This window comes from Leptospira kanakyensis, from assembly GCF_004769235.1.
Taxonomy (GTDB): Bacteria; Spirochaetota; Leptospiria; order Leptospirales; family Leptospiraceae; genus Leptospira_A; species Leptospira_A kanakyensis.
Window position 1 is genome coordinate 785244 of record NZ_RQFG01000019.1, and the last position, 24939, is coordinate 810182.

The 24939-nt window shown below is 40.1% G+C and carries 20 protein-coding genes and 1 tRNA gene; 9 read left to right on the forward strand and 12 right to left on the reverse strand.

Annotated elements, in window-relative coordinates; all coding sequences use genetic code 11:
* Nucleotides 1–86: 86 nt before the first annotated feature.
* Complete coding sequence (locus tag EHQ16_RS18065) at nt 87–776, forward strand: hypothetical protein (RefSeq protein ID WP_244242157.1); 690 nt, start codon at nt 87–89, stop codon at nt 774–776.
* Here EHQ16_RS18065 and EHQ16_RS18070 read toward each other — a convergent pair.
* On the reverse strand, nt 773–2512 hold the full coding sequence (locus tag EHQ16_RS18070; RefSeq protein ID WP_135632594.1) for a PP2C family protein-serine/threonine phosphatase: 1740 nt from the start codon (nt 2510–2512) through the stop codon (nt 773–775). The two genes, EHQ16_RS18065 and EHQ16_RS18070, sit on opposite strands and share 4 nt — an antisense overlap.
* Nucleotides 2513–2873: 361 nt before the next feature.
* On the opposite strand from EHQ16_RS18070, the gene glnA reads away from it, so the two are divergent.
* The 3 genes from glnA to EHQ16_RS18085 all read left to right on the forward strand — a co-directional run bounded on the left by glnA (nt 2874) and on the right by EHQ16_RS18085 (nt 4833).
* Entirely contained in the window at nt 2874–4334 is a 1461-nt protein-coding gene (glnA, locus tag EHQ16_RS18075; protein WP_135632596.1) for a type I glutamate--ammonia ligase, read from the forward strand.
* 112 nt (nt 4335–4446) lie between these two features.
* Nucleotides 4447–4523 (forward strand) — tRNA-Met (locus EHQ16_RS18080).
* Nucleotides 4524–4542: 19 nt separating this feature from the next.
* A complete protein-coding gene (locus tag EHQ16_RS18085; protein ID WP_135632598.1) occupies nt 4543–4833 on the forward strand; it encodes a Cys-rich protein in 291 nt (96 codons plus the stop codon).
* 89 nt (nt 4834–4922) lie between these two features.
* Here the strand turns inward: EHQ16_RS18085 and EHQ16_RS18090 are convergent, their stop codons facing one another.
* A complete protein-coding gene (locus tag EHQ16_RS18090; RefSeq protein ID WP_135632600.1) occupies nt 4923–7706 on the reverse strand; it encodes a chromosome segregation SMC family protein in 2784 nt (927 codons plus the stop codon).
* A gap of 78 nt (nt 7707–7784) precedes the next feature.
* Here EHQ16_RS18090 and EHQ16_RS18095 point away from each other — a divergent pair, with 78 nt between their 5' ends.
* Nucleotides 7785–9638 (forward strand): motility associated factor glycosyltransferase family protein, encoded by a 1854-nt coding sequence (locus tag EHQ16_RS18095; RefSeq protein ID WP_135632602.1) that lies wholly within the window; start codon nt 7785–7787, stop codon nt 9636–9638.
* On the opposite strand, the gene EHQ16_RS18100 is transcribed toward EHQ16_RS18095, so the two are convergent.
* Genes EHQ16_RS18100 through EHQ16_RS18120 form a run of 5 tightly spaced genes read right to left on the reverse strand, consistent with a single transcriptional unit; the run spans nt 9602 to nt 15698 of the window.
* Nucleotides 9602–10231, reverse strand: a complete 630-nt coding sequence (locus EHQ16_RS18100) for a hypothetical protein (protein WP_135632604.1) — start codon at nt 10229–10231, stop codon at nt 9602–9604. The genes EHQ16_RS18095 and EHQ16_RS18100 overlap by 37 nt on opposite strands.
* Nucleotides 10221–10841 carry a glycerol-3-phosphate 1-O-acyltransferase PlsY gene (plsY, locus tag EHQ16_RS18105; RefSeq protein ID WP_135632606.1) on the reverse strand — a complete coding sequence of 207 codons (621 nt, stop codon included), beginning with the start codon at nt 10839–10841 and terminating at the stop codon, nt 10221–10223. Before plsY ends, EHQ16_RS18100 begins: the two co-directional genes overlap by 11 nt.
* Complete coding sequence (gene der / locus EHQ16_RS18110; protein WP_135632608.1) at nt 10838–12190, reverse strand: ribosome biogenesis GTPase Der; 1353 nt, start codon at nt 12188–12190, stop codon at nt 10838–10840. Before der ends, plsY begins: the two co-directional genes overlap by 4 nt.
* A complete protein-coding gene (gene smpB, locus EHQ16_RS18115) occupies nt 12187–12675 on the reverse strand; it encodes an SsrA-binding protein SmpB (protein ID WP_100790313.1) in 489 nt (162 codons plus the stop codon). The genes der and smpB overlap by 4 nt, the downstream gene beginning before the upstream one ends.
* A gap of 8 nt (nt 12676–12683) precedes the next feature.
* On the reverse strand, nt 12684–15698 hold the full coding sequence (locus tag EHQ16_RS18120; protein ID WP_135638916.1) for an AAA family ATPase: 3015 nt from the start codon (nt 15696–15698) through the stop codon (nt 12684–12686).
* A gap of 81 nt (nt 15699–15779) precedes the next feature.
* On the opposite strand from EHQ16_RS18120, the gene EHQ16_RS18125 reads away from it, so the two are divergent.
* The 3 genes from EHQ16_RS18125 to pdxH are packed head-to-tail and all read left to right on the forward strand — an operon-like array spanning nt 15780 to nt 18399.
* Nucleotides 15780–16877, forward strand: a complete 1098-nt coding sequence (locus EHQ16_RS18125) for a pyridoxal phosphate-dependent aminotransferase (protein ID WP_208742310.1) — start codon at nt 15780–15782, stop codon at nt 16875–16877.
* 42 nt (nt 16878–16919) lie between these two features.
* Nucleotides 16920–17768: a prepilin peptidase gene (locus EHQ16_RS18130; protein WP_135632612.1), complete on the forward strand. Its 849-nt coding sequence runs from the start codon at nt 16920–16922 to the stop codon at nt 17766–17768.
* Nucleotides 17761–18399: a pyridoxamine 5'-phosphate oxidase gene (gene pdxH / locus EHQ16_RS18135; RefSeq protein WP_208742323.1), complete on the forward strand. Its 639-nt coding sequence runs from the start codon at nt 17761–17763 to the stop codon at nt 18397–18399. The genes EHQ16_RS18130 and pdxH overlap by 8 nt, the downstream gene beginning before the upstream one ends.
* A 12-nt stretch (nt 18400–18411) precedes the next feature.
* Here pdxH and EHQ16_RS18140 read toward each other — a convergent pair whose 3' ends face one another.
* Nucleotides 18412–19620: a bifunctional 3,4-dihydroxy-2-butanone-4-phosphate synthase/GTP cyclohydrolase II gene (locus tag EHQ16_RS18140; protein WP_135632614.1), complete on the reverse strand. Its 1209-nt coding sequence runs from the start codon at nt 19618–19620 to the stop codon at nt 18412–18414.
* 118 nt (nt 19621–19738) lie between these two features.
* Here EHQ16_RS18140 and EHQ16_RS18145 point away from each other — a divergent pair, with 118 nt between their 5' ends.
* Nucleotides 19739–20116, forward strand: a complete 378-nt coding sequence (locus EHQ16_RS18145) for an STAS domain-containing protein (protein ID WP_135632616.1) — start codon at nt 19739–19741, stop codon at nt 20114–20116.
* Here the strand turns inward: EHQ16_RS18145 and EHQ16_RS18150 are convergent.
* The 4 genes from EHQ16_RS18150 to secD are packed head-to-tail and all read right to left on the reverse strand — an operon-like array spanning nt 20113 to nt 24920.
* Entirely contained in the window at nt 20113–20721 is a 609-nt protein-coding gene (locus tag EHQ16_RS18150) for a riboflavin synthase (RefSeq protein ID WP_135632618.1), read from the reverse strand. The two genes, EHQ16_RS18145 and EHQ16_RS18150, sit on opposite strands and share 4 nt — an antisense overlap.
* Nucleotides 20722–20724: 3 nt before the next feature.
* Nucleotides 20725–22044, reverse strand: a complete 1320-nt coding sequence (locus EHQ16_RS18155; protein WP_135632620.1) for a bifunctional diaminohydroxyphosphoribosylaminopyrimidine deaminase/5-amino-6-(5-phosphoribosylamino)uracil reductase RibD — start codon at nt 22042–22044, stop codon at nt 20725–20727.
* Between the two features lie 10 nt (nt 22045–22054).
* Entirely contained in the window at nt 22055–22993 is a 939-nt protein-coding gene (gene secF, locus EHQ16_RS18160) for a protein translocase subunit SecF (RefSeq protein ID WP_135632622.1), read from the reverse strand.
* Nucleotides 22986–24920: a protein translocase subunit SecD gene (gene secD / locus EHQ16_RS18165; protein WP_135632624.1), complete on the reverse strand. Its 1935-nt coding sequence runs from the start codon at nt 24918–24920 to the stop codon at nt 22986–22988. Before secD ends, secF begins: the two co-directional genes overlap by 8 nt.
* Nucleotides 24921–24939 lie beyond the last annotated feature (19 nt).

Sequence of the window (24939 nt, forward strand, 5' to 3'; positions counted from 1 at the left end):
AATCCTAGGTTGGGGAATTCGGCCCTTTTACCGATACTTTTAAGGTGAAACAAGGATTCCTTTTATCTCTCCTATTTGTCTTATCTTTGTTTTCGCATTCTCTCGGTGCCTGGGAAACGGACATCGATTACAACTACGAATACGAAAAAAATGGGCCCTATACCAAATTTTCGGATTGGGTTCCTTACAAACTCCACAAATGGGAACCAAAGTATTTGGAAGACTTTTACGAGTTGTACAATCTCAAACAACATTATAACGATAATGAAATTAGAAAAAATATCTATTGGTTAAAAATTGCTTTGGGAAAACGATTTCGTCATCCCAAACATTCTTTATGTGAAACCAAAACAGAAAAAGAATATTATAAATATCGAAACTTAATGTTTATGCATATCAACATCCAAATCATGCGTTCTTATATGCGACTGGCCTCCAAATTTGACAAACGCCACGTGTATTTTTACAATTTGGATTTTGCCCATGAACTGAAAGAAAGTTTTGGTGTGGCCGAAGCCTTTTACAAAGAAGCTATTCCCTATTGGGAAAAGGCCAAAGATTATGCGGATAAAGCCAATGAAGTTCCTGTTGATTTGGATTTAGGAACCATTGAAACAGAACGTTATGAAATTGTGACTGGTAAATTAGACTTTGGACATATCATCGAAAATCATTTAACGAGGCTCGATGGAAAAAAGAAAATTGTGTCGGAGTATTTGGCAAAGTATCCGGAAGCAGATGCCAAAGCCCTTGACCTTGCAGATAGAGAAAATTAAAACTCCATAAAAAGAACCGCTATATCATCGTGAATGATTCTTTCTTTATCGATGAGGCAATTGGCGATCATTTTTTTAAGTAAGGCATCTGTGGAATCGGATACCGAAATCATTTCTGAAAGTTCTTGTAAAAAGATATCAAGCCCAATGTATCCACCGGTTTCTTCTTCTAATTCATAAATTCCATCAGAGTATAAAAGTAACCGGTCCCCCTCTTCAAAAGTTTTGGAAATGGTTTTCCCTTCCCAAGTATCCAGGAGTAAGATGGGATACATTTCATCTTTAACCAGTTTCATCACTTTTTCATTTTTTTTCCAAAACACAACAGGTGGATGTCCGGCAAAACTAAACTCGGCCCTTCTTTCCTTGGGAAACAAACGAAGGACACAAGCAGAGATATGGTGTTTAAAGATAATGGTTTTTAACTCCAAATGCATGGCAGCAAGAATTGCCGCAGGACTTGATTCTAACTTGGAATGTTTTTTAAAAGATACAGCTGCTATTCCAGAAACGAGAGCGGAAGAAATTCCATGACCAGAAATATCTCCAAAAAATATATCAATGCGATCCTCTGTTGGTTTCTCATACAAAATTAAGTCACCTCCGATTTCATCATAAGGCAGAAACCGAGATTGAATTTTTACATTCGGAATTTCTCCAAAATCTTTTGCAACCCATGCCTCTTGGGTGAGTTTGGCAAGAGCCAAATCCTCTTTTACATCAGAATAAAACCTTTGTAAGATTTTTTCTTTTTTCATCAGTTTGATTTCGTTTTTTGCACGAACCAAACCTTGGGAAACAAACCCAGCAATCAAACCTAACAGTTGTTTGGTTTCCTCCGACCAGTCCCCTATCCTTTCAAAGGTGGTAATTCCGAGAATCCCAATCACACTTCCTTCGTCTCGTAATCCCACAACCAGAATGGAACGGACTTCGGCTCGTTTGAAAAGATCCAGATGCCAAGGTTCATCAACAAGAAGTGAAGTGTCCGCAATATGAATCACACCATCGGAGGCAAGAATCCCCAATCGTTCAGGATTCATTTTTGCTATGGGTAATTTGGTTCCGACTTGGAATAGAGAGGGCATACCTTCCAGCACCCATTCGTGGGAAACAGAAAGGAATTGTTTGTCTGGTGAAATTTCGGCCGCAAAAACCCGATCCCCTCTAGAGTATTTGCCGAGTTCTTCTAAGGCAAACTGGATGGCGTCGGATACAAATTCAGCCTTGGAATGGACAAAGGTTTTGGATACTTCGGTAACAATTTGTGAAAACCGCAATAGTCCAGAAAGTTTGACCTCAGATTCTCTAATGGAAGAAATTTCTATTTGTTGGCCCCAAATCCGGATCAGATGTCCGTCATCCACTTGGCCATGAGAGTTCATTAAAAAAATCCGTTGGTTGCCGTCAGACAACTCCACAAAGTATTCGTAATTCTCTAATTGGTAAGAGTCAGCGATGAACTTACGGAGCAAATAAACAGATTTTAAACCAACCAAGTCTTTTAAATACTTACCGATGATTTCTTGAACCGTTTGGTATCCATAAAACCTTGCCATGGCCAAGTTACAGTCTCGGACAATGCTGCGGCTCCAGATATAATGTAACTGCTCCTCATCGGGAAGAGAGATAGGCATAGGAATGTCTAACTCATAACACCAAATGGCATCTTTGGAAAGGTGGATGAAGCTCTCTAAGTGTTGGTAACGACCATAATCGGGTTGTCGAGAACTCATCTAGATTCTAACCTTTAAGATTCTTCGGCCATTGCCACAAAAAAAACATATTTAATTGAGAATCCGAAATTTTTCTGAATTCTTTCCGAAAATGATTCGATTCCGTTGACCAAAATCCCCCATTCGTAGATAGTATTTCGAAATGGCGGAAGCTTAAATTACGCATTTTTGCGATATATTTAAGCAAAATGTTTTCAATAAAAGCATTTCGTTGACTATTTGGGCAATCGAATTCATTCAATTTGCTTAGAAACTCCACGAAACCCTTATATTTAGGTCGAAATGCCTTGGTATAAATCTTGCATTTAATGAGACATCAGATTACAACAATCAGACCGACCTCTGAAAGAAGGAGAATCAAATGCAGTTCGCAACCCCAAAATTTACTTCCGGAAAGGAAGTGGTTGAGTATGCCAAAAAAAATGGAGTCATTTTCTACGACTTCCGCTTCACGGATATCAAAGGAATGTGGCATCACGTTTCTTATTATGTGAATTCAGTTGATGAAGAAACATTCAAAGGAATTCCTTTTGATGGATCTTCCATTGCTCGTTGGCAGCCAATCAATGCTTCTGACATGCAACTACACCCAGAAATTTCTACGGCTTTTTTGGATCCGTTCACTGCTGACAAAACACTCGTTATGTTTTGTGACGTATGGGACATCTACAAAAAACAATACTATGAAAAATGCCCACGTTCCATTGCGAAAAAAGCATTAGATTTCATGAACAAATCCGGAATTGCAGACACTGCGTATTTTGGTCCAGAAAATGAATTCTTTGTTTTTGACAGTCTACGTGTTCGTGATGAAATTAACTGCCAATACTATGAATTAGATTCTAACGAAGGGATCTGGAACACTCACTCTGAAATTCCAGGAACAAGCAATACAGGAAAAATCAACTTCAACTCCGGACACCGTCCTGGAACTAAAGGTGGATACTTCCCAGTAGCTCCTATTGACTCTCAAGTTGACCTCCGTGCTGAATTTGTAAAAACTCTAGAAGCTATCGGAATGGAAACTTTCGTGGTTCACCACGAAGTAGCACAAGCACAAGGGGAAATTGGTGTTAAGTTTGGAACTTTGATTGAAGCAGCTGATAACGTTCAAAAGCTAAAATACATCGTGAAGATGGTGGCTCATAGACACGGAAAAACTGCTACTTTTATGCCAAAACCACTTTTTGGTGATAACGGTAACGGTATGCACGTTCATATCTCTCTTTGGAAAGGTGGAAAAAACCTTTTTGCTGGAGACAAATACCAAGGTCTTTCTGACTTCGCGTTCAACTATGTTGGTGGAGTTTTGAAATATGCAAGAGCTTGTGCTGCGTTCACTAACGCATCTACTAACTCTTACAAACGACTCATTCCTGGATTCGAAGCTCCTTCTATCTTAGCATACTCTGCTCAGAACCGTTCTGCTTCTTGCCGTATTCCTTTTGTTAGCGGTGAAAAAGCAAAACGTGTGGAATTCCGATTCCCAGATTCAACAGCTAACCCTTATTTGGCGTTTGCTTCACTTCTTATGGCTGGTATGGCTGGTGTTGCTGAAAAAATCGATCCAGGTCCTGCTCGTGAAGAAGATCTTTTTGAACTTTCATTGGATGAAATCCGTGAAAAAGGAATCCGCCAAATGCCTCACACACTTCGTGAAGCAATGGAAGAGATGCTTGCTCAAAGAGAAATTTTCAAACAAGGTGATGTGTTTACAGAAAACTTTCTACAAACATACCAACACTACAAGTTTGAAACAGAAATTTGGCCATGGGAAGGTCGCCCTCACCCATACGAATTCCTCACTACTTACTCTTGTTAAGAGAAAAGGCCCCGGTAACCCCGGGGCTTTTTTTTGTTTACCATTCTTAATCTCTTCAAAAAATGACAAAAGAACTAAAGATTTAGTTCAACCAAACGATCTAAGGTGATAGGGCGAGGTAGCTCAGATGGTTAGAGCACAGGATTCATAACCCTGAGGTCACGGGTTCGACTCCCGTCTTCGCTACCAAAGATCGAGAGGACAAGGTATGAAAAAAACAAACCGTTTGTTTTCAATTCTGGTTCTGGTATTATTTGCCGGATCCATCCAAGCAGCTGACTTTCCTAAATGTAAAGAGGCCTGCGATAAGTTTTACACCTGCACAGTGCAAGTGAACCCAAATGCTTCTGAAGAGCAAAAAAACACCCTCAAAAAAGGTTGTGAGTTCAATTGCAACCGACCTAAATACTACAACAAAATTGCGGGATGCCTCACTAGCGGTGACTCTTGTAAATCTTTCTCTTCTTGCATTATGAAAGAAATGCAAGCCAACAAATAACAAAAGATCTTTGGTTTAAAAACAAAAAAAGGTAAGGCTGTCTAAAACAGACCTTACCTTTTTTAGCGTACGTAAAGAACGGAACCGACTTAGTTGTCAGTTCCGGTTTTTTGTGAGATTTGTTTGGATAGAGATTTTGCTTCATCCAAACGAAGGGAAAGGATCTTTGAGATTCCGGGTTCTTCGTTGGTGACTCCAAAAATAGCATTGGCGCGTGAGATCGTAGACTGTGCATGGGAGACCACAATAAACTGAGTTTTGTCTTTGAACCGATCAAGGATCTGACAGAACCTAAGTTTATTGGCCTCATCCAGGGCCGCATCAATCTCATCTAGGAAACAAAATGGGCTTGGTTTTACCATGTAGATGGCAAAGAGAAGTGCAATTGCTGTAAGAGACTTCTCTCCCCCAGATAACAATCGTAAGTTCTGAACATGTTTGCCTGGAGGTTCTGCCATAATCTCCACTCCGGAATTGAGAGAGTCTTCTTTTTCCGTAAGTTCGAGTGTTGCCCTTCCTCCATTGAATAATGTAGAAAAAGTTTCCTGGAAGTTTTGTTTGATTTTTTCAAAGGTTTCTTGGAAAAGTTTTTCGGACTCTTCGTTGATTCGTTTCAAAACTTCTTCAATGTCTTTTTTAGAACTTTCAATATCGATCTTTTGTTTATGATTGTGTTCGTAAATTTCTTTGATATTACGATATTCTTCAATCGCAAGTGGATTGATGGAACCTAGAAGTTGGATCTCCGATTTGGCAGAACGTAATCTTCTTTCCTCTGCCTTTTGGTCCAGTTCTAGTCCCCCACGTTCTGTTTCCAATTCAGAATCGGTTAGGGAATAATCATTGTACAATTCTTCCACGAGGGAATCAATTTGAACTTTGAGTGCGGAACTGGTTCTTTCTTTTTCAGAAAGTAAAGGGAGAAGGTTTTGGAACACTTCTTGGTTTTTTGTGATATTGGATTTGATTCCAGAAATTTCCTCAACAAGGGATTGTAAGGTTTCTTTTTCAGATTCCAAAATGCGACTCATAGAAAGGAACTCTTGGTAGGATTCTTCGATTTCTTTTTCTAAAACCTCAACTTCCTTCTCCAAACTATCTTTCTTTTCACGAATGACAGATTCTTGTTCCTTTGCACCTAAAATTCGTTTTTGAATCTCACCAATCCTTTCATCAAGGACTGCAATTTCTTTCTGTTGGTTTTCCAAACGAGAGTTAGATTCGAGAAGTTTTTTCTCAAGTTCCACAATATGGGTTCTTGTTTCTTCCCAATGACTTCTGTGCAAAATAATATTACTTTGGTGATCCCGAATTCCCCGTGTTAGGTTTTCGTTTTCTAAAATTAAATCTTCGATTTCTTGGTCTATGGATTCTTTTTTAGAAAGAATTCCGTCTTTATCAAAAAGTAGATTTCTAAAATCGTCCTCTCTTTTCAAAAACGAAGTTAATTTTTCGGAATAACGGTTTAACTGAATTTCTTTTAAGTTAGAAATTCCATCACTCAGTTTAGAAGATTCTAAGCTGTTAAGAGCTGATTCTAATTTGTTCTGATACAAATTTAAATCAGAAAGAAGGTCTGCTTTGTCTGCATTACGAATTTCTTCACCTTCTCTCGATTCTCTTTTTTTATTTTCTAACTCTTGGATGAGTTCGAGTATGACTGTTTTTTGTTTGTCCCGAAGGGTGATATGGCGTTTTTCATTTTCGCTAATCCTACCTTCTTTTTCTTCAATGGACTTTTCTTCTTCTTTGATGGAAAGTTCTAAGGATACACGTTTTGATTCCAATCCTTGGATCTCTTCTTGCAACGTGGATTGAATTTCTCTTTGGCGTTCGTTTTCCAACTCAATGGCACGTTTTTCCACTTCGAGTTTGATGGTGGCTTGGTTTTCTGTTTCTAAAGCAGAAAGAATTTCCCCTATTCGAAGTTCATATTCCAAAATAAAGGTTTTGTTTTTGGCTATTTTTTCTTTCTGGATTTGGCTTTTAGAAAGATGATCGAATAACTTTTTATCGATTTCGGCGATTTCCCTTTCTTTGGCCTCTTTGGTGGTTTCTTTTTCAGAAATCAGATTCGTTTCGTTTTGAATGAGTGATAAAATCGATTTGTTTTTTTCTCGAATCTCGAGTAGATCTTCATCCGACTTTTTCATACGACGTTTGAAATCTCTGAGTTTTAAAAATCGCAAGTTTTTGTCCGATTCATCCAAATCGGATTTAAGTTTGAAGTATTGTTCTGCCTTTTCGGATTGTTTTTCTTTGACTTCCAGGTCTTTCACCATAGAATTCATAATGTCTTGGATGCGAAGAAGGTTTTGGTTGGTATCATCCAACTTCTTTGTGGCTTCTTTGCGATCCAGTTTGAACCGAGAAACACCAGCAGCCTCTTCAAAGATAGCCCTTCTTTCTTCTGGTTTGGAATTGAGGATTTGGTCCACACGGCCTTGTTCTAAAATGCTATAACTAGATTTACCAATTCCTGTATCGAGTAAGGTTTTTTCGATATCCTTTCTTGTGGTTCTGATATCATTGAGATAATATTCGTTTTCCCCATCAGGATACAAACGACGAGTGATTTTTACCGACGGATAATCAATGTTGAAAAAATGGTCATCGTTATCAAAAAGAATGGAAACCTCGGAAAATCCAGCAGGTCGCCTACTCTCTGTTCCATGGAAGATGACATCATCCATCTTTTCACCGCGGAGTCCTTTGGCACTTTTTTCACCAAAGACCCATTTGACCGAATCGACGATATTTGATTTCCCCGAACCATTCGGCCCGACGACAGCAGTAAACCCAGGATCAAAATTGATCTCTGTTTCATCCGCAAATGTTTTGAATCCAACAATACTTAGGCTCTTTAAATGCATATATGTTTCGCCGTTCGATTTCCCTGTTTCCCGGTTGACACCACTTGGGAGACATAAGAAAAAACCTTAGATAGTATTATGTCCCAAATTATCGATCCCATTTCCAGTGAAATTTTTGAAAGGAAGCCATACTTACAAAATTATTTCAAAAACTTTGCCTCCGGAAATCTTTGGGAATTGGGTTCAGCCAAGAAACCAGGGGAATATTATGTCTCATTAAATGGGGAACCTCTCTCTTCCTCCTTCTCCCCCCTAACACAAGCAATCCGACTTTTGGACACTTATTCTTTACGGTCGACAGATATCGTTATTTTGTTCGGACTTGGAAACCCGCATCTCATTCAAAAAATCAGCGAAACTTTGGCACCGGGACAAATTTTGATTCTTATCGGCGACGACGAAACACTAATTCCTGTTATTTGGGATCAAATTTTAAAACCAGTTTTACAAATCCCAGGTAGGCATTTGTTTTCAGGAGATGTTTTTTTTCCCTTATTTTTTAACTATTTAGAGTCCTTACCCATTGAACGAGTGAGTGGACTGAAAGTCATTCGGAACCCAACCGACACAAATAGAAACCCCATCTATCGCGAGTTAGAAGAGAAAACACAAACCGTGTTTTCTGCTAAAATGAGTGACCTACTGACCAAGTTTGAATTTGAAAGGTTATGGATTAAAAACTCCATTTGGAATTTGGTTCATGTAGGAAAAAAATCACCGGTCCGTTATCCCATCTCTTCTTTGAGAGACAAGTTCAAAGGACTTACTGCCGTTCTCGTATCTGCTGGCCCATCTTTACGTAAGAACCTTCCTTGGTTGCAATCGGTCAGAGATAAAGTTTTTGTTTTATCTTGTGATACTTCTCTCAAAGTTCTCATCAAAGCGGGAATTCAGGCAGATGGGGTTGTCACACTGGATGCCCAAACCAATTCCTTTTTTCACTTTATGGGTGAGTCTCTAACCCAAATCCCTCTTTTTGCTGATTTGGTCAGCTCCCCCACACTTCTGCGGGAACCAATGTTCCAATCGGTAGTCCATTCGGTAACGGCTAAATACCAAGTGGATCCCGAAGGATCTCTAGTCCGGGAAGTCACGGCAGGAGGGGAACTCGCCGAACAGGTATTTACCGAAGTGGGTGACATCCAATCTGGCGGATCTGTGGCTACCACTGCCTTTGATATGCTTCGGTATATGGGATTTACTTCTGTGTATTTTCTTGGCCAAGACTTGGCGTATTCAGGAAGGGAAATCCATTCCACAGGGACACATCACAATGAAAAATGGCTCACCCTACTTGGTAGAAAAAAAAGTTTAGAACATATCAATGAAGTGATCATTCGTAAAAGGGAAACTAGATTTGTTCCCAGGGCCGGTAGTGAGACTTCCGTTCTTACCGATTATGTTTTGGATTTGTACAGGCACTGGTTTGAAGAATCCGCAAACACAGTAACTGAAATGAACCTCTTCAATGTCAATGAAGATGGGGCAGAAATTGCAGGGATCCAATCCCTATCTCCCGAGAGAGCAAATGAAAAATTAACAGAAACACCAAACCACAACTATCCTTGGCGGGAACTTCCCATTTGGAAATTAAGTTTGGAAGATGGGATCCCCTCCTACTTACACCCCCAAGGTTCTGAAAGTTTATACCAACGAATCCAAAAGGATTTGGAGTTTATGGAAGCTGGCTTAAAGAGTTTTGAAGAGAACCCGGTGATTTCGTCCTTTCAGGAATCAGACATTTGGATTTGGATGAGGGAACAGTCCTATTTAAGAAGGATGGTGCGTAAAACAGAGATTTACATTTTGCGCCATAAGGATTTGGAACTAACTCGCAAGAACCAACTCATGATCCAATCCATCAAAAAAGAAATTCGTTATTTGAAACGAAGTCTTTATCCAATGATGGATTCATTTCCTGAAAAAGGATGAAAGACGGAATTGTCTTCAAACTCAGGAAAATAATCAAAAAATAATTTTTGTGATACCACGCGGTAAGCAAAGGGATTTTTAACCGCATAACCATCCGTATATGGCATAGCAGGTAACTGGTGGAAATTAATCCTTTCTTCAAAGTTTATAAAATCACGGCGGCTCAGTTCTGGTCTTAATTCTAAAACCGTTTCTTTGAGTAAGTTCCAGTCCAATTTAAAACTCATCCTTGCCCCACGAAACGCTGGAGACCTTTCGAGTAAATTCACAAGTCGTTTCACTGGACAATCTGTATGATAGTATTTGGTTACATAGACTTTGACAAACCGAGCAGCAAGTCCCATCGGTTCCCAAATGAGTTCCGATTCCAGGGTTTCCGATTCTTCTTTTTTGATTTCACTCAAAACAACATGTAACTCAGGGATGGATTGGCGTCCTGTCATGAGGAGAGTGGATTCTTCCATTCCAAATTCCCCATAATACAACCATTTGTAGAAGTCCTGGATTTCTGCTTCCGGATGGTCTTCTACAAATTTAGTCAGAAGGAAAAGTTTTTCTTTCTGTGTGAGGATCGATTCTCGTTCAGTTTGCATTCTGTGTTGCTCGCAGTTCTTTACCTAACACCAAACGTTTGATGTTTTCTCTATGAGAATAGGAAATGAGAAAAAAAGTAGCAACTAACACAAAAAAGATGATGGGTTGGTATTCAGAATCAGGAATGTATTTTGTCGTTCCAAAATACCAAATCGGCATAGACAAGGTTGCCAAGATGGAACCAAGAGAAACAAATCCAGAAACTTTATAGACAATAAAAAAGATCACGACCGCACAAACAGTAACAATGGGAACAAGGGTCATATACACACCGAGAGCTGTAGCAACCCCTTTTCCCCCTTTGAAATGAAGGAAGGGTGTGAATGTATGGCCAAGGATGGCAACAGATCCAAGTAAAATCTCAGTGGTGGTCAGTGAATAAGGAGATTCAATATAAGAGGCGAAGAAAACGGGAATGGCACCTTTGAGGGCATCCAAAAAGAGGGCGATGATTCCATACTTCCAACCAATGACACGGCCGACGTTTGTCGCACCGATATTACGGCTGCCGTATTCGCGGATGTCAATCCCCCGCACTTGTTTGGCCAGAAGAAACCCGACCGGAATGCCACCTAAAAGGTAGCTCAATAGGACTGCGGCAAGTATCATTCCTTGCCCTCCTTACCCTCGTTTCGATTCCGAAGTTCGATCTCAACAGCTAGGCCATCCAGTCCGAACTCCGCTACTATACTCTTTCGGTAAAAGCTTAAAATATTTGACGGAAAGAGTTTCGTATCATTCACGAAGAACAGTATTTTAAAAGGAATCTGGGAGACCTGGGTGGCGTAATACACCTTCGGAGGTCGATTTGATGCCTTCTGCACCTTATTTTTGCCCCCCCACTTGCTTAACCAGTCATTTAAGGCACGGGTCGTCAGCTTTTTTTGGGACTTATCATAAAGGGCAATCACCGATTCCAGGAGTTTGTGAGTGCGGAGTTTCTCTTTGGCCGAGAGGGAAATGAGCGGGCGTTCCTTCAAAATCGAAAGTTTGGCTTCCATCCGATCTTTGTAGTGTTTCCAAGAATTGGATTCTTTTTCAGGAACAAGATCCCATTTGTTCACAGCCACGATCATGGGTTTTCCAAGCTCTTGGATTTCCCCAAAGATCTTTTTGTCAAATTCACCAAGCCCCTTCATCGCATCCACAAGGAGGACCACCACGTCGGCTTCCCCTAAACTGTGAAGAGTTCTTTTGTAAGAATAGAATTCTAAACTTTCCCCAGTTTTGGATTTTCTTCGAATCCCTGCCGTATCAATGATTTCTAATTTTTGGTTTTGGAAGTAGAACTGGTCAGAAACAGAATCTCTAGTGGTTCCTGGCACATCACTCACAACGGCCCTCTTATATCCAAGAAAGGTATTGAGTAGTGACGACTTACCCGAGTTAGGTTTTCCAATGATGGCAATTTTACAATACGGATCTTCCGGCATTTTGATTTTGTCTGGAAGAAAAAAATTAATTTTTTGATACAGTAGATCAAAATTCCTTCGCCCCAGGGCAGAAATCGGAAGGAGTTCGTTGAGTCCCAGTTTGTAAAATGGTTCCAGATCGTATTCGTCTTGTTCGGTATCCACTTTATTGATGAGTGTTAGAACATTTTTATCTTTTAGGATTTCGTCTTTTTTGAATAAATCGATCAGTTTATGATCATACTTACGTAGGTCTTTATGATCGATCACATGAAGGATAAGATCCGAATTGCGTAAATGTTCAAAAGCAATGTCGATGATTTCTTTCGAAATTTCATCGATGTTTTCAATATCAAGCCCTGGTGTATCGGACAAAGTGAACGGAATTTTAAATTCCGATCGTTCCACTGTTTTTTGTAATACATCCCTTGTCACACCGGCCGTATTTTCAGTGATAGCACTTTGTGCTCGAAGGATGGAATTGAATAGTGTGGACTTACCCACATTTTGTCTACCAACGATGGTGACCACTGGAAGTCCTTTCATTTGCGTAGGTGTTCCTTCATGGCTCTTTCCATATCGATTTTGGCTTCCTTCTTTTGAATGTCGTCACGTTTGTCGTAAAGTTTTTTTGGTTTGGCAAGGGCGATATCTATCTTTACCAAACGATTGTTCTTAAAGAAACAACGAGTGGCAACAAGCACAAGTCCCTTCTCTTTAATGGAACGATCAATTTTTTCGATTTCTTTTGCTTTTAAAAGGAGTTTGCGAGGCCGAATCTCAGGATGGTTCGCATAACCCCCGTTCTTATAAGGAGGGATTTGAAAGTTTTCTAAAAACACTTCCCCGTTTCTCACTTTGGCAAAACAATCGGTAAGATTTCCCTTTTTTTCCCGCAGGGATTTCACCTCAGATCCTGTGAGTACAACACCAGCCTCGAACGAATCTAATAGTTCGAAATTGAACTTTGCCTTTTTATTGATTAAAGGATCGGTTCCGCGTGGTTTCTCGTCTTTTTTGGTTTTGCCCATAGTGATTACTAACGAAGCGAATGGTGGGTTTGCACCAGTCTCGCAATTTCAGCTCCAATCAAATTCGGCATAGAATAGAAGTTGTCTGCCGTAATTTGAAGGGAGTCATGGAACAGATGTTCCGCAATGTAGCGAGACCCAAGTCCCACCCCTAAAAATACATAATTTTTGTCCTGGTTTTTCAGTACAGCTTCTTTCAGTTTTCGGGTGTCAAAAGAGGAGAGTTCATCCTCAATATAGGTCTTGGCCCTTTGCCCTCGGAAGTCAGAAAGGATGACAATGATCTTGGTTTGGGCATCAGGGGAAAAATACCGTTCCGCATTGGAGAGAACTTGGTATTCGGGAATGCTATCCCCATGCCAGTTTTTACAAAGAGCCGTAAACACCTCTTCTTCCTTTTCCGCTGTATAGTCTTCTTCTGCAGATTTTAAGTTAAAAATGTCCACTGTGTCTTTGGAGTTTTTGATATCACAGAAAGTATGGACACTGGTTTTGATATCGTGTTCGTTTAAAATATGCAAACTCACAAGAAGTGCGGAAAGCATAGCAATCGAATACTCGAAGTTAAAGATCCTTCGGCATTTGGAAACAAGAAAGGTCACTTCCACACCTTTTAGTTTTTCATCGTTCTTTTCGATTGTGGTTTTATCGAAGATTTTTGTATCTCCCCTTCCACTTTTGTACGAAATGTATTTCCTTGCATCCACCCTGGAGCCTTCGTTTTTATACATCCGGTGGATGTCGATTTCTGGATCAAAGAGTTGTTCTAAATTGAGTTCTACCTCTTCCAATTCCTTTCCGAACACAGACTTAAATTCTTCGAGACCTACCATAATGGAATAGTCCCAAAGGAGACGGCGTTTTTTTAAGAATTGTTTATAGAGTTCTTCGGTGCGGTAACCCCAAGCACCACCTCCCCCTTGTGGTTCGCCTTGGCCTTGGTTTCCTTGGGTGTCTTGTCCATACCAAGCATCCGGTCCTTCTTTGGTGCTGCCCCCGGTTTCCGGAGTATTGATCTCAATTCCTCGTTTGGTTTCTACACCAGAGTTGAGTTTTTTAGCAACACCTGTTAGGGGATCACGCTGGTGGAGTTCTGGATCCCACCAATTTTTTAGATTTAGTCCTGACTCAACGGTAAACGTTTTTTTTTTCTCTTCGATTTCCTCGAAGAGTGTTGAGACGACTTCCACACCGGAAAGAAATCCTTCCAAGAGTCTTTCGAGTTCCTTTCTCTCTTTTGGATCAGCGATTTGGTTGGTATAATAAATCTTTCCCCCACGAATCGCGATATCTTTTACATCTGTTTGGTTGTAACGATAGATATGGTTTTTCCATTTTAAGAGATTGGAAATTCCAAATCGGTATGGCATTAGGTTTGCCGAACCAATGGTACGTTTTTCAGCGAGTTCTTTTGCTTTCAGATGGAATCGTGCTAGAGAACGAGGAAGGACACCTTCGGGAAGATAGAATTCTAAAATCTCTTCTAGAACCTTTACATCTTCTAGTTCAGGAAAAAGGATGGGAGTGAATCGGTTACGAAAGGCACGAGAAATGGTGGTTACCGATTTCGATGCACGAAAAGACTTCATTCCAAACACAATGGATTTTTCTGTGAGTTGGATCGGAAGGTATTCCCCTGACTCCGGAGGGAGAGTGAGAGAACGTGCATCATCAGTTAACATATTCATCTTCTCAACGAGCTCCGCACCGGCAGATTCGAGTCCAGAGATCAGAATGATATGACCTTTTCGAATGGAGCGTGTTAGGGGACCATCCACCCAAGTGACACTTTCGATATTTCCTTCTTCCGTCGGTTTTAGAGCTCCCACAACATCAGAGGTATGCATTCCTTTGGATAACATTACAGACTCTAGTTCAATTCCTGTGAGTTCCGTAAAGAGTGGTAAAAATTCTTGAGGGTCTTGGTCTTCTCTATACTCGATTAAGATATTTTCTTTTGCTTGGATGGCTGTGAATACCTGGTCGAGAAAATGTAAAACTGGTTCTGGGGTTGGATACGTAGAAAGTAACGAGATGGTTTTTTTCTCATCCCAAGTTTTGATTTCCTTATCATTCCAGAAAATAGTAGAACCTTGCACATACCCCTTGGTAGGAACTACTTTAATTCCACCACCAAACTCCGATTCGATGAGTTCTCTTTGTTTGGCTTTGTCTTCTTTTTTACGGAATGGTTCTTCGAATAAATAAAGCGCCTCTCTTGCGGCAACGGCTTTGTCCTTAGCACCAAATAGAACAAGTCGATTGCAATACTTTTGGAGAGTTCTTAAGTTGAAATGGTATTTTTCTAAATCACCCTTTCCAATTTCCCCTGCTTTGATCCGAGCTTCTGATTCCAAACTAATCCGAATGATTTGTTTAAGAACCTCTTCTCCAAGCATGGGATAAAGTTTTTTTAAAATAAAAAACATTTCATCCGGTGAATAAGGATCTACATAAACAACGGCAAAATGTTTGGTGATATCGAAAGGAAGAGGTTTTCTTCCTTCAAATCCTTCACTTGGGTTTTGAGTTCCGATAAACCAAAATCCAGTTTTTCCATTCACCCTCTCCCCACTTCCTTCCAAAAGATCCAAGTAGTTGGATTCATAAACTGAAGAAAATCGTTTGATGATGTTTGGTGCACAGAGGTTCATCTCATCAGCGACAAAACTAAGTCCTTCTGACAAAGCATTGGTGAGAGGGCCGTTCGACCAGGTAAACCCTTTCCCATCCAGAAGGATTCGGTAAGAACCAATCAAATCTTCAGGAAGTGTGTCTTCATTAAAACTAAAACGAAGGGTGGGTTGTTTTCTAAGTGCGTTAATATAATAAATAAGAGCATTTTTCCCTACACCGGCATCACCCACGAGGAGGACTGGAATCCCTTCAAGCATAGGGTATAGAATTTTTTGTAAGGTTTGTTTGACCGAGTCGGTTTCGACAAGACTAGAAGGGAAAACGGGAAACTTACTCGAGTGCGGGAGGACCGGCACTTTCACATCGGCGATGGTAACAAATTCCATATCCTTCAGATTTCTACCCATTTCCTAGGTGTAAACCAAATTCTATTGACCCGTACCTCCCCAAAAAACCATGATGATTCCATGGATTTCGCAAATAGAATGTATGGGATTGATTCCTCCCCCATCCGCAAGGCTTTTGAGCTCGCACGGAGTATCCAAAACCCGATCAATTTAAGTATCGGACAACCGCACTTTCCTTGCCCACCTAACATTATCGAGGTTTTAACCAAAGCGGCACAGGACGGGAAAACCTCTTACACCTTAACTGGTGGGATTCCTGAATTAAAATCCGCTATGGCTGAGAAATACCGCACCCAAAACAAAATTTCTTATGCCCATGAAGACCGCATCCTTGTTACCTCTGGTATCTCTTCTGCTTTATTTTTACTCTTCAATGCCCTAGTCAACGAAGGGGATGAATGTCTCGTGGTTTCTCCTTACTTTTTAATGTATCCGGCAATGCTTAAGTTCTATGGGGGAAAGGTAGTCCCGCTTGCGGAAAGTTTTAAACCAGAAGATTTAGAATCATTAAAATCTAAGAAATTCAAACTCATTATTTTTTCAAATCCTTCGAACCCTACGGGAAAGGTTCTTTCCAAGGAACAACTACGAGCACTCGCGAACTTAGCGGAATCAACAGGGGCATACCTTATCAGTGATGAAATTTATGAACTCTTTGATTATGACAAACAGTTTCATTCGATTGGTTCGGAGTACGAAAAAACCATAACACTCACTGGTTTTTCCAAAACATACAATATGACCGGGCTTAGGCTTGCGACCATTCTTGCTGAAGATAAAGTCATCAAAGCTCTCACCACCTTACAGCAGTATACTGTTGTTTGTGCTCCTTCCATCACCCAATGGGCTGGAATCGAAGCACTCAAAACAGATATGAGTGCTTATATCCAAGACTATCGTGAAAAACGTGACTTTGTTTATGAATCTTTAAAAGACTACTACCCGATTCAAAAATCGGGAGGAGCTTTTTATTCTTTCTTCCAAGTTCCAGGAACTGATGAAGAATTCATCCAAAGGGCTGTCAAAAAAGATCTCATCCTTGTTCCAGGATTTATCTTCTGCGATCAAAAGAATTTTGTAAGACTTTCCTTTGCTACAGAATGGGATACTTTGAAGCGAGGGATGAAAGCTTTACAGGAACTTTCCAAGGAAAGTTAAACTCTTTCCTTCCGATTGAGAGAAAGGTAGAAATTGGATTTTATGGACGAATCGATTTGGTTATCTCTTTGGACCCTCTTGACCTATGGAATCCTATTTTTCTTTGGTGCGAGCCTCGCTAGTTTTTATACGACCCTTGCCGAGCGAATCTTACTCTATTGTTACGGCAAAAAAAGAAAGGAATCACAAGGCCTCAACCGATGGAAAATTATCTTTTCCAAACCGAGTCACTGCCCATCTTGCGGGCATTTGGTGACCAAAACAAACCTCACCCCTATTTTGGGATGGTTTTTCACAAAAGGAAAATGTAAGTCTTGTGAAACCAATCTTCCCAAACTCTATCCACTTTCTGAATTTCTTTTTGGTCTCATTGCCATCTTTGTTTATTTTGTTTCGGAAGATATCTTTGGAACCATCTTCCTCCTTTTTTTATTTGGGCATTTACTCATTGCAATGATGACGGATGTCGCCAAATTTTCTCTGGATTACGAAAACCTTCCCTTTATCATAGGTTTTGGTTTCCTTTCCAACTATTTCCTGTTTGGTGAATCATTCCATTTGGAAACACTATGGGTGTTTTTAGGGTTTCTATTATTTTATCTCCTTATTTATCTTCTCTTTCGTGGGGGAACTGGTCTTGGCGATGTGCTTTTTTCCCCCATATTCGCTGCCATTGCCGGAAATCCTTTTTGGATTTTATATTTTAACTCTGCTTATTTACTGGCCGTCGGATTTAGTTTTCTTTTACGAAAAAAAGGGGAACCCTTAAAAGGAAAAAAGATTCCTATGGGTCTTTATTTTTCCCTCGGACTATTTTTAACTTATTTTGCAAAACTACTAGTCCACTATTACAACTGGGAGGGATTTCCAATCTATGGAACCATTGAATGAATTACCACATATGCGAAAACTCTACACTCGCTCTATTCTTTCGGAAGAAACAGCGGGTTTTGATCCCTTAAAGTTATTTAGTCTTTGGTTTTCCGAAGCAAAAGAAGAAGGAGAAGCGGAACCCAACGCCATGAGTCTTGCGACAGTGAATAAAGCCGGCCAACCATCGGTGCGCATTGTTTTACTCAAAGGTCTGATCCGTGACGAGTTCCAGTTTTTTACCAATTATGATTCTGATAAAGGACAGGACATTGCGGAGAACAACCAGGTAGCTCTGAATTTCTTTTGGCCAAAACTAGAGAGACAAATCCGAATCGAAGGTCGTGCTAATCGCATATCCAAAGAAGAATCGGAAACTTATTTTGCAGTCAGACCCAGAGAATCTCAAATTGGAGCTTTAACATCAAACCAAAGTTCGGTGGTGCCATCAAGGGAATTTTTAGAAGAGAAGTTTGCCTCTCTCACAAAAGAATGGGAAGGAAAAGAAATCCCAAAACCAGAAAACTGGGGTGGGTATTCGGTCTCCCCTACCAAAATTGAATTTTGGCAAGGAAGGGTGGGACGACTTCATGATAGGATTTCTTTTGAGAGATTAGAATCGGGTTGGAAACGCTCGAGACTATCTCCCTAAACAATATCTACATCAACCGTGAAGGTTTAACAAATGTCCTAACTTTGTTTTTTTAGTCTGCAAGTAACGAGTGTTTTCTTCTACGGGATCAATCTCAATGGGAACTCTTTCTGTTACGTGCAGATTGTATCCTTCAAGTCCCACAATTTTACGAGGGTTATTGGTGATGAGTTTCATTTGTTTTACCCCGATATCTCGTAAAATTTGAGCGCCAATTCCGTATTCGCGTAAGTCAGGAGCAAATCCCAATTTTTCATTGGCTTCAACCGTATCAAGCCCCCCCTCTTGTAAGGAATAGGCTTTGAGTTTATTGATGATTCCAATCCCGCGCCCTTCTTGGCGCATGTACAAAAGAACTCCTGTTCCTTCTTTTTCAATCATACGAAGGGCATTGTGGAGTTGAGGCCCACAATCGCAACGTTGTGACGAAAAAATATCTCCCGTCAAACATTCACTATGAACTCGCACGAGAACTGGTTTTTTGGGATCAATTTCTCCCTTTACCAGTGCCATATGTACCTTGTCATCGATTTGGGTGGAATAGGCTTTGATTTTAAAATCACCAAACTCCGTTGGTAAACTTGCTTCCACTTCCAAATGGATTAACTTTTCTTTGTGCCTTCTATAACGAATGAGATCTTCGATTGTATAAATATTGAGTCCATGAGTTTTAGCAAACTTTTCCAAATCAGGAATTCTTGCCATCGATCCATCATCATTCATGATTTCACAAATAACGCCACTTGGATAAAGACCAGCTAACTTGGACAAATCGACAGCGGCTTCCGTATGCCCTGCCCTTCGTAAGACTCCACCTGTGACTGCTTGGAGAGGAAACATATGGCCTGGGCGCATGAGATCGTCAGATTTTGTTTTAGGATCGAGAAGAGCTTCTACAGTTTTCGCTCTGTCTGGTGCCGAAATTCCGGTAGTGGTTCCATGTTTGGCGTCTACGGAGACAGTAAAGGCAGTTCCGTGTTTGTCGCCGAGAGTTAGGTCATCCACCATCTTTCCAAGACCCAAGGTTTGTAACCTTTCCCTCTCCATAGGAACGCAGATAAGTCCACGACCGTGGGTTGCCATAAAGTTAATTTTGTCTTTGTCCGCAAATTGGGAGGCGCAGACCAAATCCCCTTCGTTTTCTCTGTCTTCAGAGTCGACTAAAATGATCATTTTGCCTTGGCGGATTTCTTCGATTGCTTCTTCGATCGGACGTATCATGGGGAAAGGCCTCTATATACTAAAACTCTGAAAGCCGTTCCGAATTAAAGAAGATTCCCAAAGAAAGTCATTGATTTTTCCCCTTTCTTTTGTCTAAATGTTCCGGATCGGAGGCCAAGTGGAACTGAAACTGAACACAACAGGAAAGATCAAAACCATTGAAATTGCAGGAAAATTTGACATTGAATCCACAGAGGAATTTGAATCTATCTTTGCAAAATTGATAGAACCAAACCCAAGTGTTGTTTCCATTGAAATGAGCCGTTTGGATTATATCGACTCTTCGGGAATTGGTTCCCTCATCAAAAGTCTAAACTCTCTCAAAAACAAAAAAGGGAAACTCATTCTCGTTGGTATGAAACCAATGATTCAAAATGTTTTTAAATTAGCAAAACTCGATATGTTTTTTGAAATTATGAGTGGTTCCGATTTTCAAAGTAAATATGTGGATGACGACTCCGATTCCGAGATCGACGATTTACTCAAAAGAAATTAACCACCAGACCTCTGACTCAAATAGTTTTCGATGTACTTGGCAAGTACATCCACTTCCACATTCAAACGTTGGTCTTTTTTCCAAGTAACTGCATTGGTTTTTTCCATTGTTTCTGGAATTAAGATCAATTGGATATTTCCATCTTTTACATCCACAACAGTTAGGCTAATCCCATCCAAAGTGACGGATCCTTTTTTCACAAAATAACGTCGGAGTTCTTCTGGAATTTCTACCCAAAACTCTTCCACTTCCGCTTCAATTTGTTTTCGGCTAATGACCTTTGCCATTCCATCCACATGGCCTTGCACCATATGGCCGCCAAATCTTTGCCCGAGTGCCATCGCTCGTTCTAAATTCACAGGCGAACCTTCACCTAACCTAGACAAGTTGGTAAGTTCAAGTGACTTAAACGATGCATAAAATTTAAATAGATTGCCTAGGTCAGTGAACTCCGTGACCGTCATACAGGCCCCATTGATGGCAATGGAATCCCCTGTTTTTAAATCGGGATTTTCCCACTCAGTTTCGACTGTAAATTGGATACCCGAATCAATTGGTTCGATTGCGACAACTTTTCCAAGTGTTTCAACAAGACCTGTAAACATATTCTAAACACTCCCATTCGGTTTTCTAATAAAAATGCGGTTGGATCCCACTTGGTATTCTGAAATTAAAAGTTCATTCTGAAAAACAAAAGGAATTCCAGTAGGAAACGATTTGTTTTCATTTCGAATTTCAAGAATTCGATCTGATTCGGTAAGTTCCTCTGCTAAAAAATTAGGAAAAAAATTCCCTGATTCGCATAACAAAGTATTGATGCCAAGGTCACCCAAAATCTCCAAAAACTTACTACCATCATATTCTTTTAATCCAATACCTTCGAACCTTGAAACTGATTGGATATGGTTTTCTAGTTCGGGATCAAAAGATTCTGTTTCCTCATCCGTAAGGATAAAAAATATACATTTTTTTTCACCATACTTCTCAGTGAGATCTCTTTGTTTTTTAAAAAACTCATTTGAAGGCAAATGGTTTGGATCCAAACAAAACACCCGGTATGGTTGGTAGAGACTTTCTTCCAAACTATGGATTTCTGCTGTATCTTTTGAATATTGTAAGATCGAAGAAATGAGTCCCGATCCCGCTTCAAAAAAAGGTTCGAGTTCCGTGATCCGAGTTCCCGGTTTATGAGACTTTATCATTTCCTCTGAAATCCGAAAATGAAGAGAGGGAGAATCGGAAATTACCGTTCCTGGACCAACAGCAACCGCATCCACTTTGGCACGTAACAGTTGCAAGGAGAGATCCACTTCAACTGAGCTCACTCGTTCTCTTTTTTTATCCTTTGATGCAAAATTACCTTCTTTAGAGGTAGCAGATTTGATCCAAACCCAAGGTCGCCCCGTTTGGATTCTTGTTAAAAATCCCTGTAAATAAGGAAAAGATACCTTAGCGAGCATCGGATCAAGGCCAATGGAGATTCCGGCTTTTTTGTATGTTTCCCATTCACCCGATACAATCAGGGGATTGGGATCTTTCCAACCAAGTTTGATTTCTTTTGGTTTATTTTCGATCACCAAATCACGGCAAGGTGGTGTTTTCCCAAAATGAGTGCATGGTTCTAAACTGACAGAAAGAATCTCATCGTAAGTGGGATTCTTATATGTTTCATTTGGATTTTGATCAGAAACCAAATCTAAACTTTGGTTTTCTTTTCTATCATTTACTTTGGGACGAAAATACCGAGAATAAAGTTCTCTTTCGGCATGGTTGCCGCCATAGTTTTGCGTGTGTGCGGATGAAAGGATTTGTCCCTCAGTATTGGTCAATACAGCGGAGACGGGCGGATTGGCTCCGGTTTTTCCCATTGCCAAAAATCCGAGTAAGGAATGCAGAGAATAAGTTTCCTTTCGTTTCTCTGCATTCATAACGGTTCTGTTAAACGAATCTTTTTTTCCTGATTAAATCGTAGATCTCAGAAATGGGAGCTGCGATGTAAATGGAAGAATAAGTTCCTACAAGAACACCAAATAAAAGGACAAAAGCAAAATCATACAATTCCACTGCCCCACCTACAATGATGGCAACGACGGAAATCATCGTTGTAAAGGATGTATTGATCGTTCTACCTAATGTTTGGCTGATGGAAACATTGATGATATTGGAAAAAGCCAAATTGTCTTTTCCATGCGAATTTTCTCTAATTCGATCAAAAACAACGATTTTATCGTTAATGGAATAGCCAAGAAGTGTGAGAAGTGCCGCAATGATGGGAACACTTGGTTTGATTTGTAAAAATCCAATCAGAGCCAGTGTCATCAGAATATCATGAACAAGTGCTATAGCTGATGCCAATGCAAACTTGAACTGTGAACGGATGCTCAAATACAAAAGAATGATGGCAAGAGTAGTGAGTAGGAGTGTAATCCCCACTTCGGTCAACTCTCCACCAACGACTGCACCCACTTGGTCCGCAGAAAGAACTTTTTCTTTCGGTAGTTTGTATTCATATCTTAGAAGTTGGACAAAACGATCAATTGCCGATGTAGAAGATTCCCGGTTTACCTCAGGAATTTCATTGTATAGAGACTCAATTGTATCGAGTGAACCAAGTCCGATATCCAATTGGTAGATGTTTTTATCTTTTTCCAAAAGGATAACAACGGCTTCAATATTTTTGGATTGGAAATATCCTTCCAAATCGTTACGAGTTTTGTCTGCTGGTAGTTCTACAACTGTTCTAAGTCCACCGTTAAAATCAAGGGAGTGAGCAAACCCACCATACTTAACGAAAGTAACAACGAATCCGGCAATAATCAAGAAAAGTGAAAAACTAAGAGTAAAGTATTTATACTTTGTAAAATTGATATTATACATTTGTAGTCTCCTTTTTTCCAAAGAAGAAAGGTCTTAAATTTAAGTGATGAACTCCCATTCGGTTTACAGTTAACTCCATAAACAATCGAGAGAGGAAAAGAGAGGTAAAAAGTGTAGTAACAATACCCCAACAAAGTGTGATCGCAAAACCTTTGATTGGTCCATTTCCAAGCCGAATCATCAAAATCCCGGCAATGAGAGTTGTCACGTTTGCATCCATAATGGTCCAAAATGCATTTTCAAAACCTCTGGTGACGGCAATTGATAGTGCCCTTCCCTCTTCGATTTCTTCCCTGATCCTTTCATAAATGATTACGTTTGCATCTACGGCCATACCCGCCGTTAAAATGATACCAGCAATCCCTGGAAGTGTTAAGGTAAAATCCATTAAAGTAAGAAGTGCAGCTAAAATGATGATATTCACAAGAAGGGATAAATCAGCGATAAATCCACCTAACCTGTAATAGAAGATCATATATATCATAACCAAAAAGAATCCAATGGCTACGGCTTTCACACCCACTTCAATGGATTCAATTCCAAGAGTTGGTCCAATGAATCGCATTTCCAATACAGAAAGTGGGATCGGAAGAGCTCCTTCAGAAATAACGTTTGCTAGTCGAATGGCTTCTTGTTCGGAAAAACTTCCAGAAATTTCAGCACGGCCACCAGCAATTGGGTCATTGATGACTGGATTGGAGATTACCTTATCCCCCCAAACAATCGCTAAATTACGACCGCGGTTTTCAGAAGTTAAATCAAAAAATTTCTCAGCACCGTTGGGAGTGAGTGTAAAACTAACCATCCACCCATAAGAATTGGAATTATATGATGGTTGTGCATTGGTCATATCATTCCCAGAAAGGGCAATTTTACGTTCCAAAACCACAAAACTACGTGGAAGGAGGGCTGACTTTGCCGAATTTCCGCGAGCCCACATTGCATACACTTTATAGTCTTTCGGGATATTGTATTTTTTTTCTAAACCCTCTAAAAACTCGTCTTGGGCTTTTTTCCCTGCTTTGTTTTTTACTAAGTCTTGGAAAAGAAAAATATCAGTGTTTTCTCGTTTGCCCAAATCCATCATACGACGTTCGTTGTCAGCGATTTGACCTTTGAAAACAAATGGATTTGGTTCTTCCAAACGGTATTCCACTGTTTCGGTGTTTTGTAAAATTTCTAAAATGGCTGCTGAATTTGATACCCCAGGAAGAGAAACTTCAATCGCATCTTGTTCTTTTTGGATACGAACCTGAGGTTCTGTTAGGTTTTGCGTAGTGAGTCGATTGTCGATAATCATCTTCGCTTTTTCTAACTCTACAATTTTACGCATGGGTGAAAGATCAAAACTAGATTCAATTTCTGCGAGTCTCGATTTTGCTTTTTCTTTGTCTTCTTGTTTGGTTGTAGGATTTTTTAGAGTTAAATTTAACTCAGTGAGTTCCTTTGCATAAAGGTCTTTGAGTTTAGAAGTATAATCATCAAAGTCCCCTTTCAGAACCACTCGCATACCACCTTGTAAGTCGAGACCAAGTTTAATAGATAAAGATTTACCGCCGCGAATGGCAGTTTCAATCCAAGTTGGTTCTAATTTATTTTTAGATTCACTCACCAAAGACTGATTCTCTTGTGAGATCTGGTTGATCTTTGCGGAAGTGATAAACCTTCCTTTTACCGTATAAAATGGATTTTCTTTAGGAGGAAGAGTTCCCGTAGGTTCGATTGTCCAACCAGACGATTTACCGTAATCTTTTGCCCAACGTTCAAAGAGTGCGTTCACAAGAATTTTTTGTTCGGCTTCAGGAAGTGCATACACATCCTCTCTCACAACGATCTTTAAATCGCGATCAGCGAAGTTCGGATACAAAATTGTAAAGGAAACCGCCAAAATCAAAAAAGGGAGAATCAATAGTCGATACGATTGCAAGTTAGTTTGCTCCTAAAAT

What these genes read in the sequence shown, in the direction of transcription:
- EHQ16_RS18090 (WP_135632600.1), bottom strand. Translation starts at nt 7,706, where the DNA reads ATGCATTTAAAGAGCCTAAGTATTGTTGGATTCAAAACATTTGCGGAT.
- EHQ16_RS18140 (WP_135632614.1), bottom strand. Translation starts at nt 19,620, where the DNA reads ATGATACGTCCGATCGAAGAAGCAATCGAAGAAATCCGCCAAGGCAAA.
- EHQ16_RS18125 (WP_208742310.1), top strand. Translation starts at nt 15,780, where the DNA reads ATGGATTTCGCAAATAGAATGTATGGGATTGATTCCTCCCCCATCCGC.
- smpB (WP_100790313.1), bottom strand. Translation starts at nt 12,675, where the DNA reads ATGGGCAAAACCAAAAAAGACGAGAAACCACGCGGAACCGATCCTTTA.
- secF (WP_135632622.1), bottom strand. Translation starts at nt 22,993, where the DNA reads ATGTATAATATCAATTTTACAAAGTATAAATACTTTACTCTTAGTTTT.
- plsY (WP_135632606.1), bottom strand. Translation starts at nt 10,841, where the DNA reads ATGATACTTGCCGCAGTCCTATTGAGCTACCTTTTAGGTGGCATTCCG.
- EHQ16_RS18155 (WP_135632620.1), bottom strand. Translation starts at nt 22,044, where the DNA reads ATGAATGCAGAGAAACGAAAGGAAACTTATTCTCTGCATTCCTTACTC.
- der (WP_135632608.1), bottom strand. Translation starts at nt 12,190, where the DNA reads ATGAAAGGACTTCCAGTGGTCACCATCGTTGGTAGACAAAATGTGGGT.
- EHQ16_RS18085 (WP_135632598.1), top strand. Translation starts at nt 4,543, where the DNA reads ATGAAAAAAACAAACCGTTTGTTTTCAATTCTGGTTCTGGTATTATTT.
- glnA (WP_135632596.1), top strand. Translation starts at nt 2,874, where the DNA reads ATGCAGTTCGCAACCCCAAAATTTACTTCCGGAAAGGAAGTGGTTGAG.
- EHQ16_RS18095 (WP_135632602.1), top strand. Translation starts at nt 7,785, where the DNA reads ATGTCCCAAATTATCGATCCCATTTCCAGTGAAATTTTTGAAAGGAAG.
- EHQ16_RS18070 (WP_135632594.1), bottom strand. Translation starts at nt 2,512, where the DNA reads ATGAGTTCTCGACAACCCGATTATGGTCGTTACCAACACTTAGAGAGC.
- EHQ16_RS18120 (WP_135638916.1), bottom strand. Translation starts at nt 15,698, where the DNA reads ATGGAATTTGTTACCATCGCCGATGTGAAAGTGCCGGTCCTCCCGCAC.
- EHQ16_RS18150 (WP_135632618.1), bottom strand. Translation starts at nt 20,721, where the DNA reads ATGTTTACAGGTCTTGTTGAAACACTTGGAAAAGTTGTCGCAATCGAA.
- EHQ16_RS18130 (WP_135632612.1), top strand. Translation starts at nt 16,920, where the DNA reads ATGGACGAATCGATTTGGTTATCTCTTTGGACCCTCTTGACCTATGGA.
- EHQ16_RS18100 (WP_135632604.1), bottom strand. Translation starts at nt 10,231, where the DNA reads ATGCAAACTGAACGAGAATCGATCCTCACACAGAAAGAAAAACTTTTC.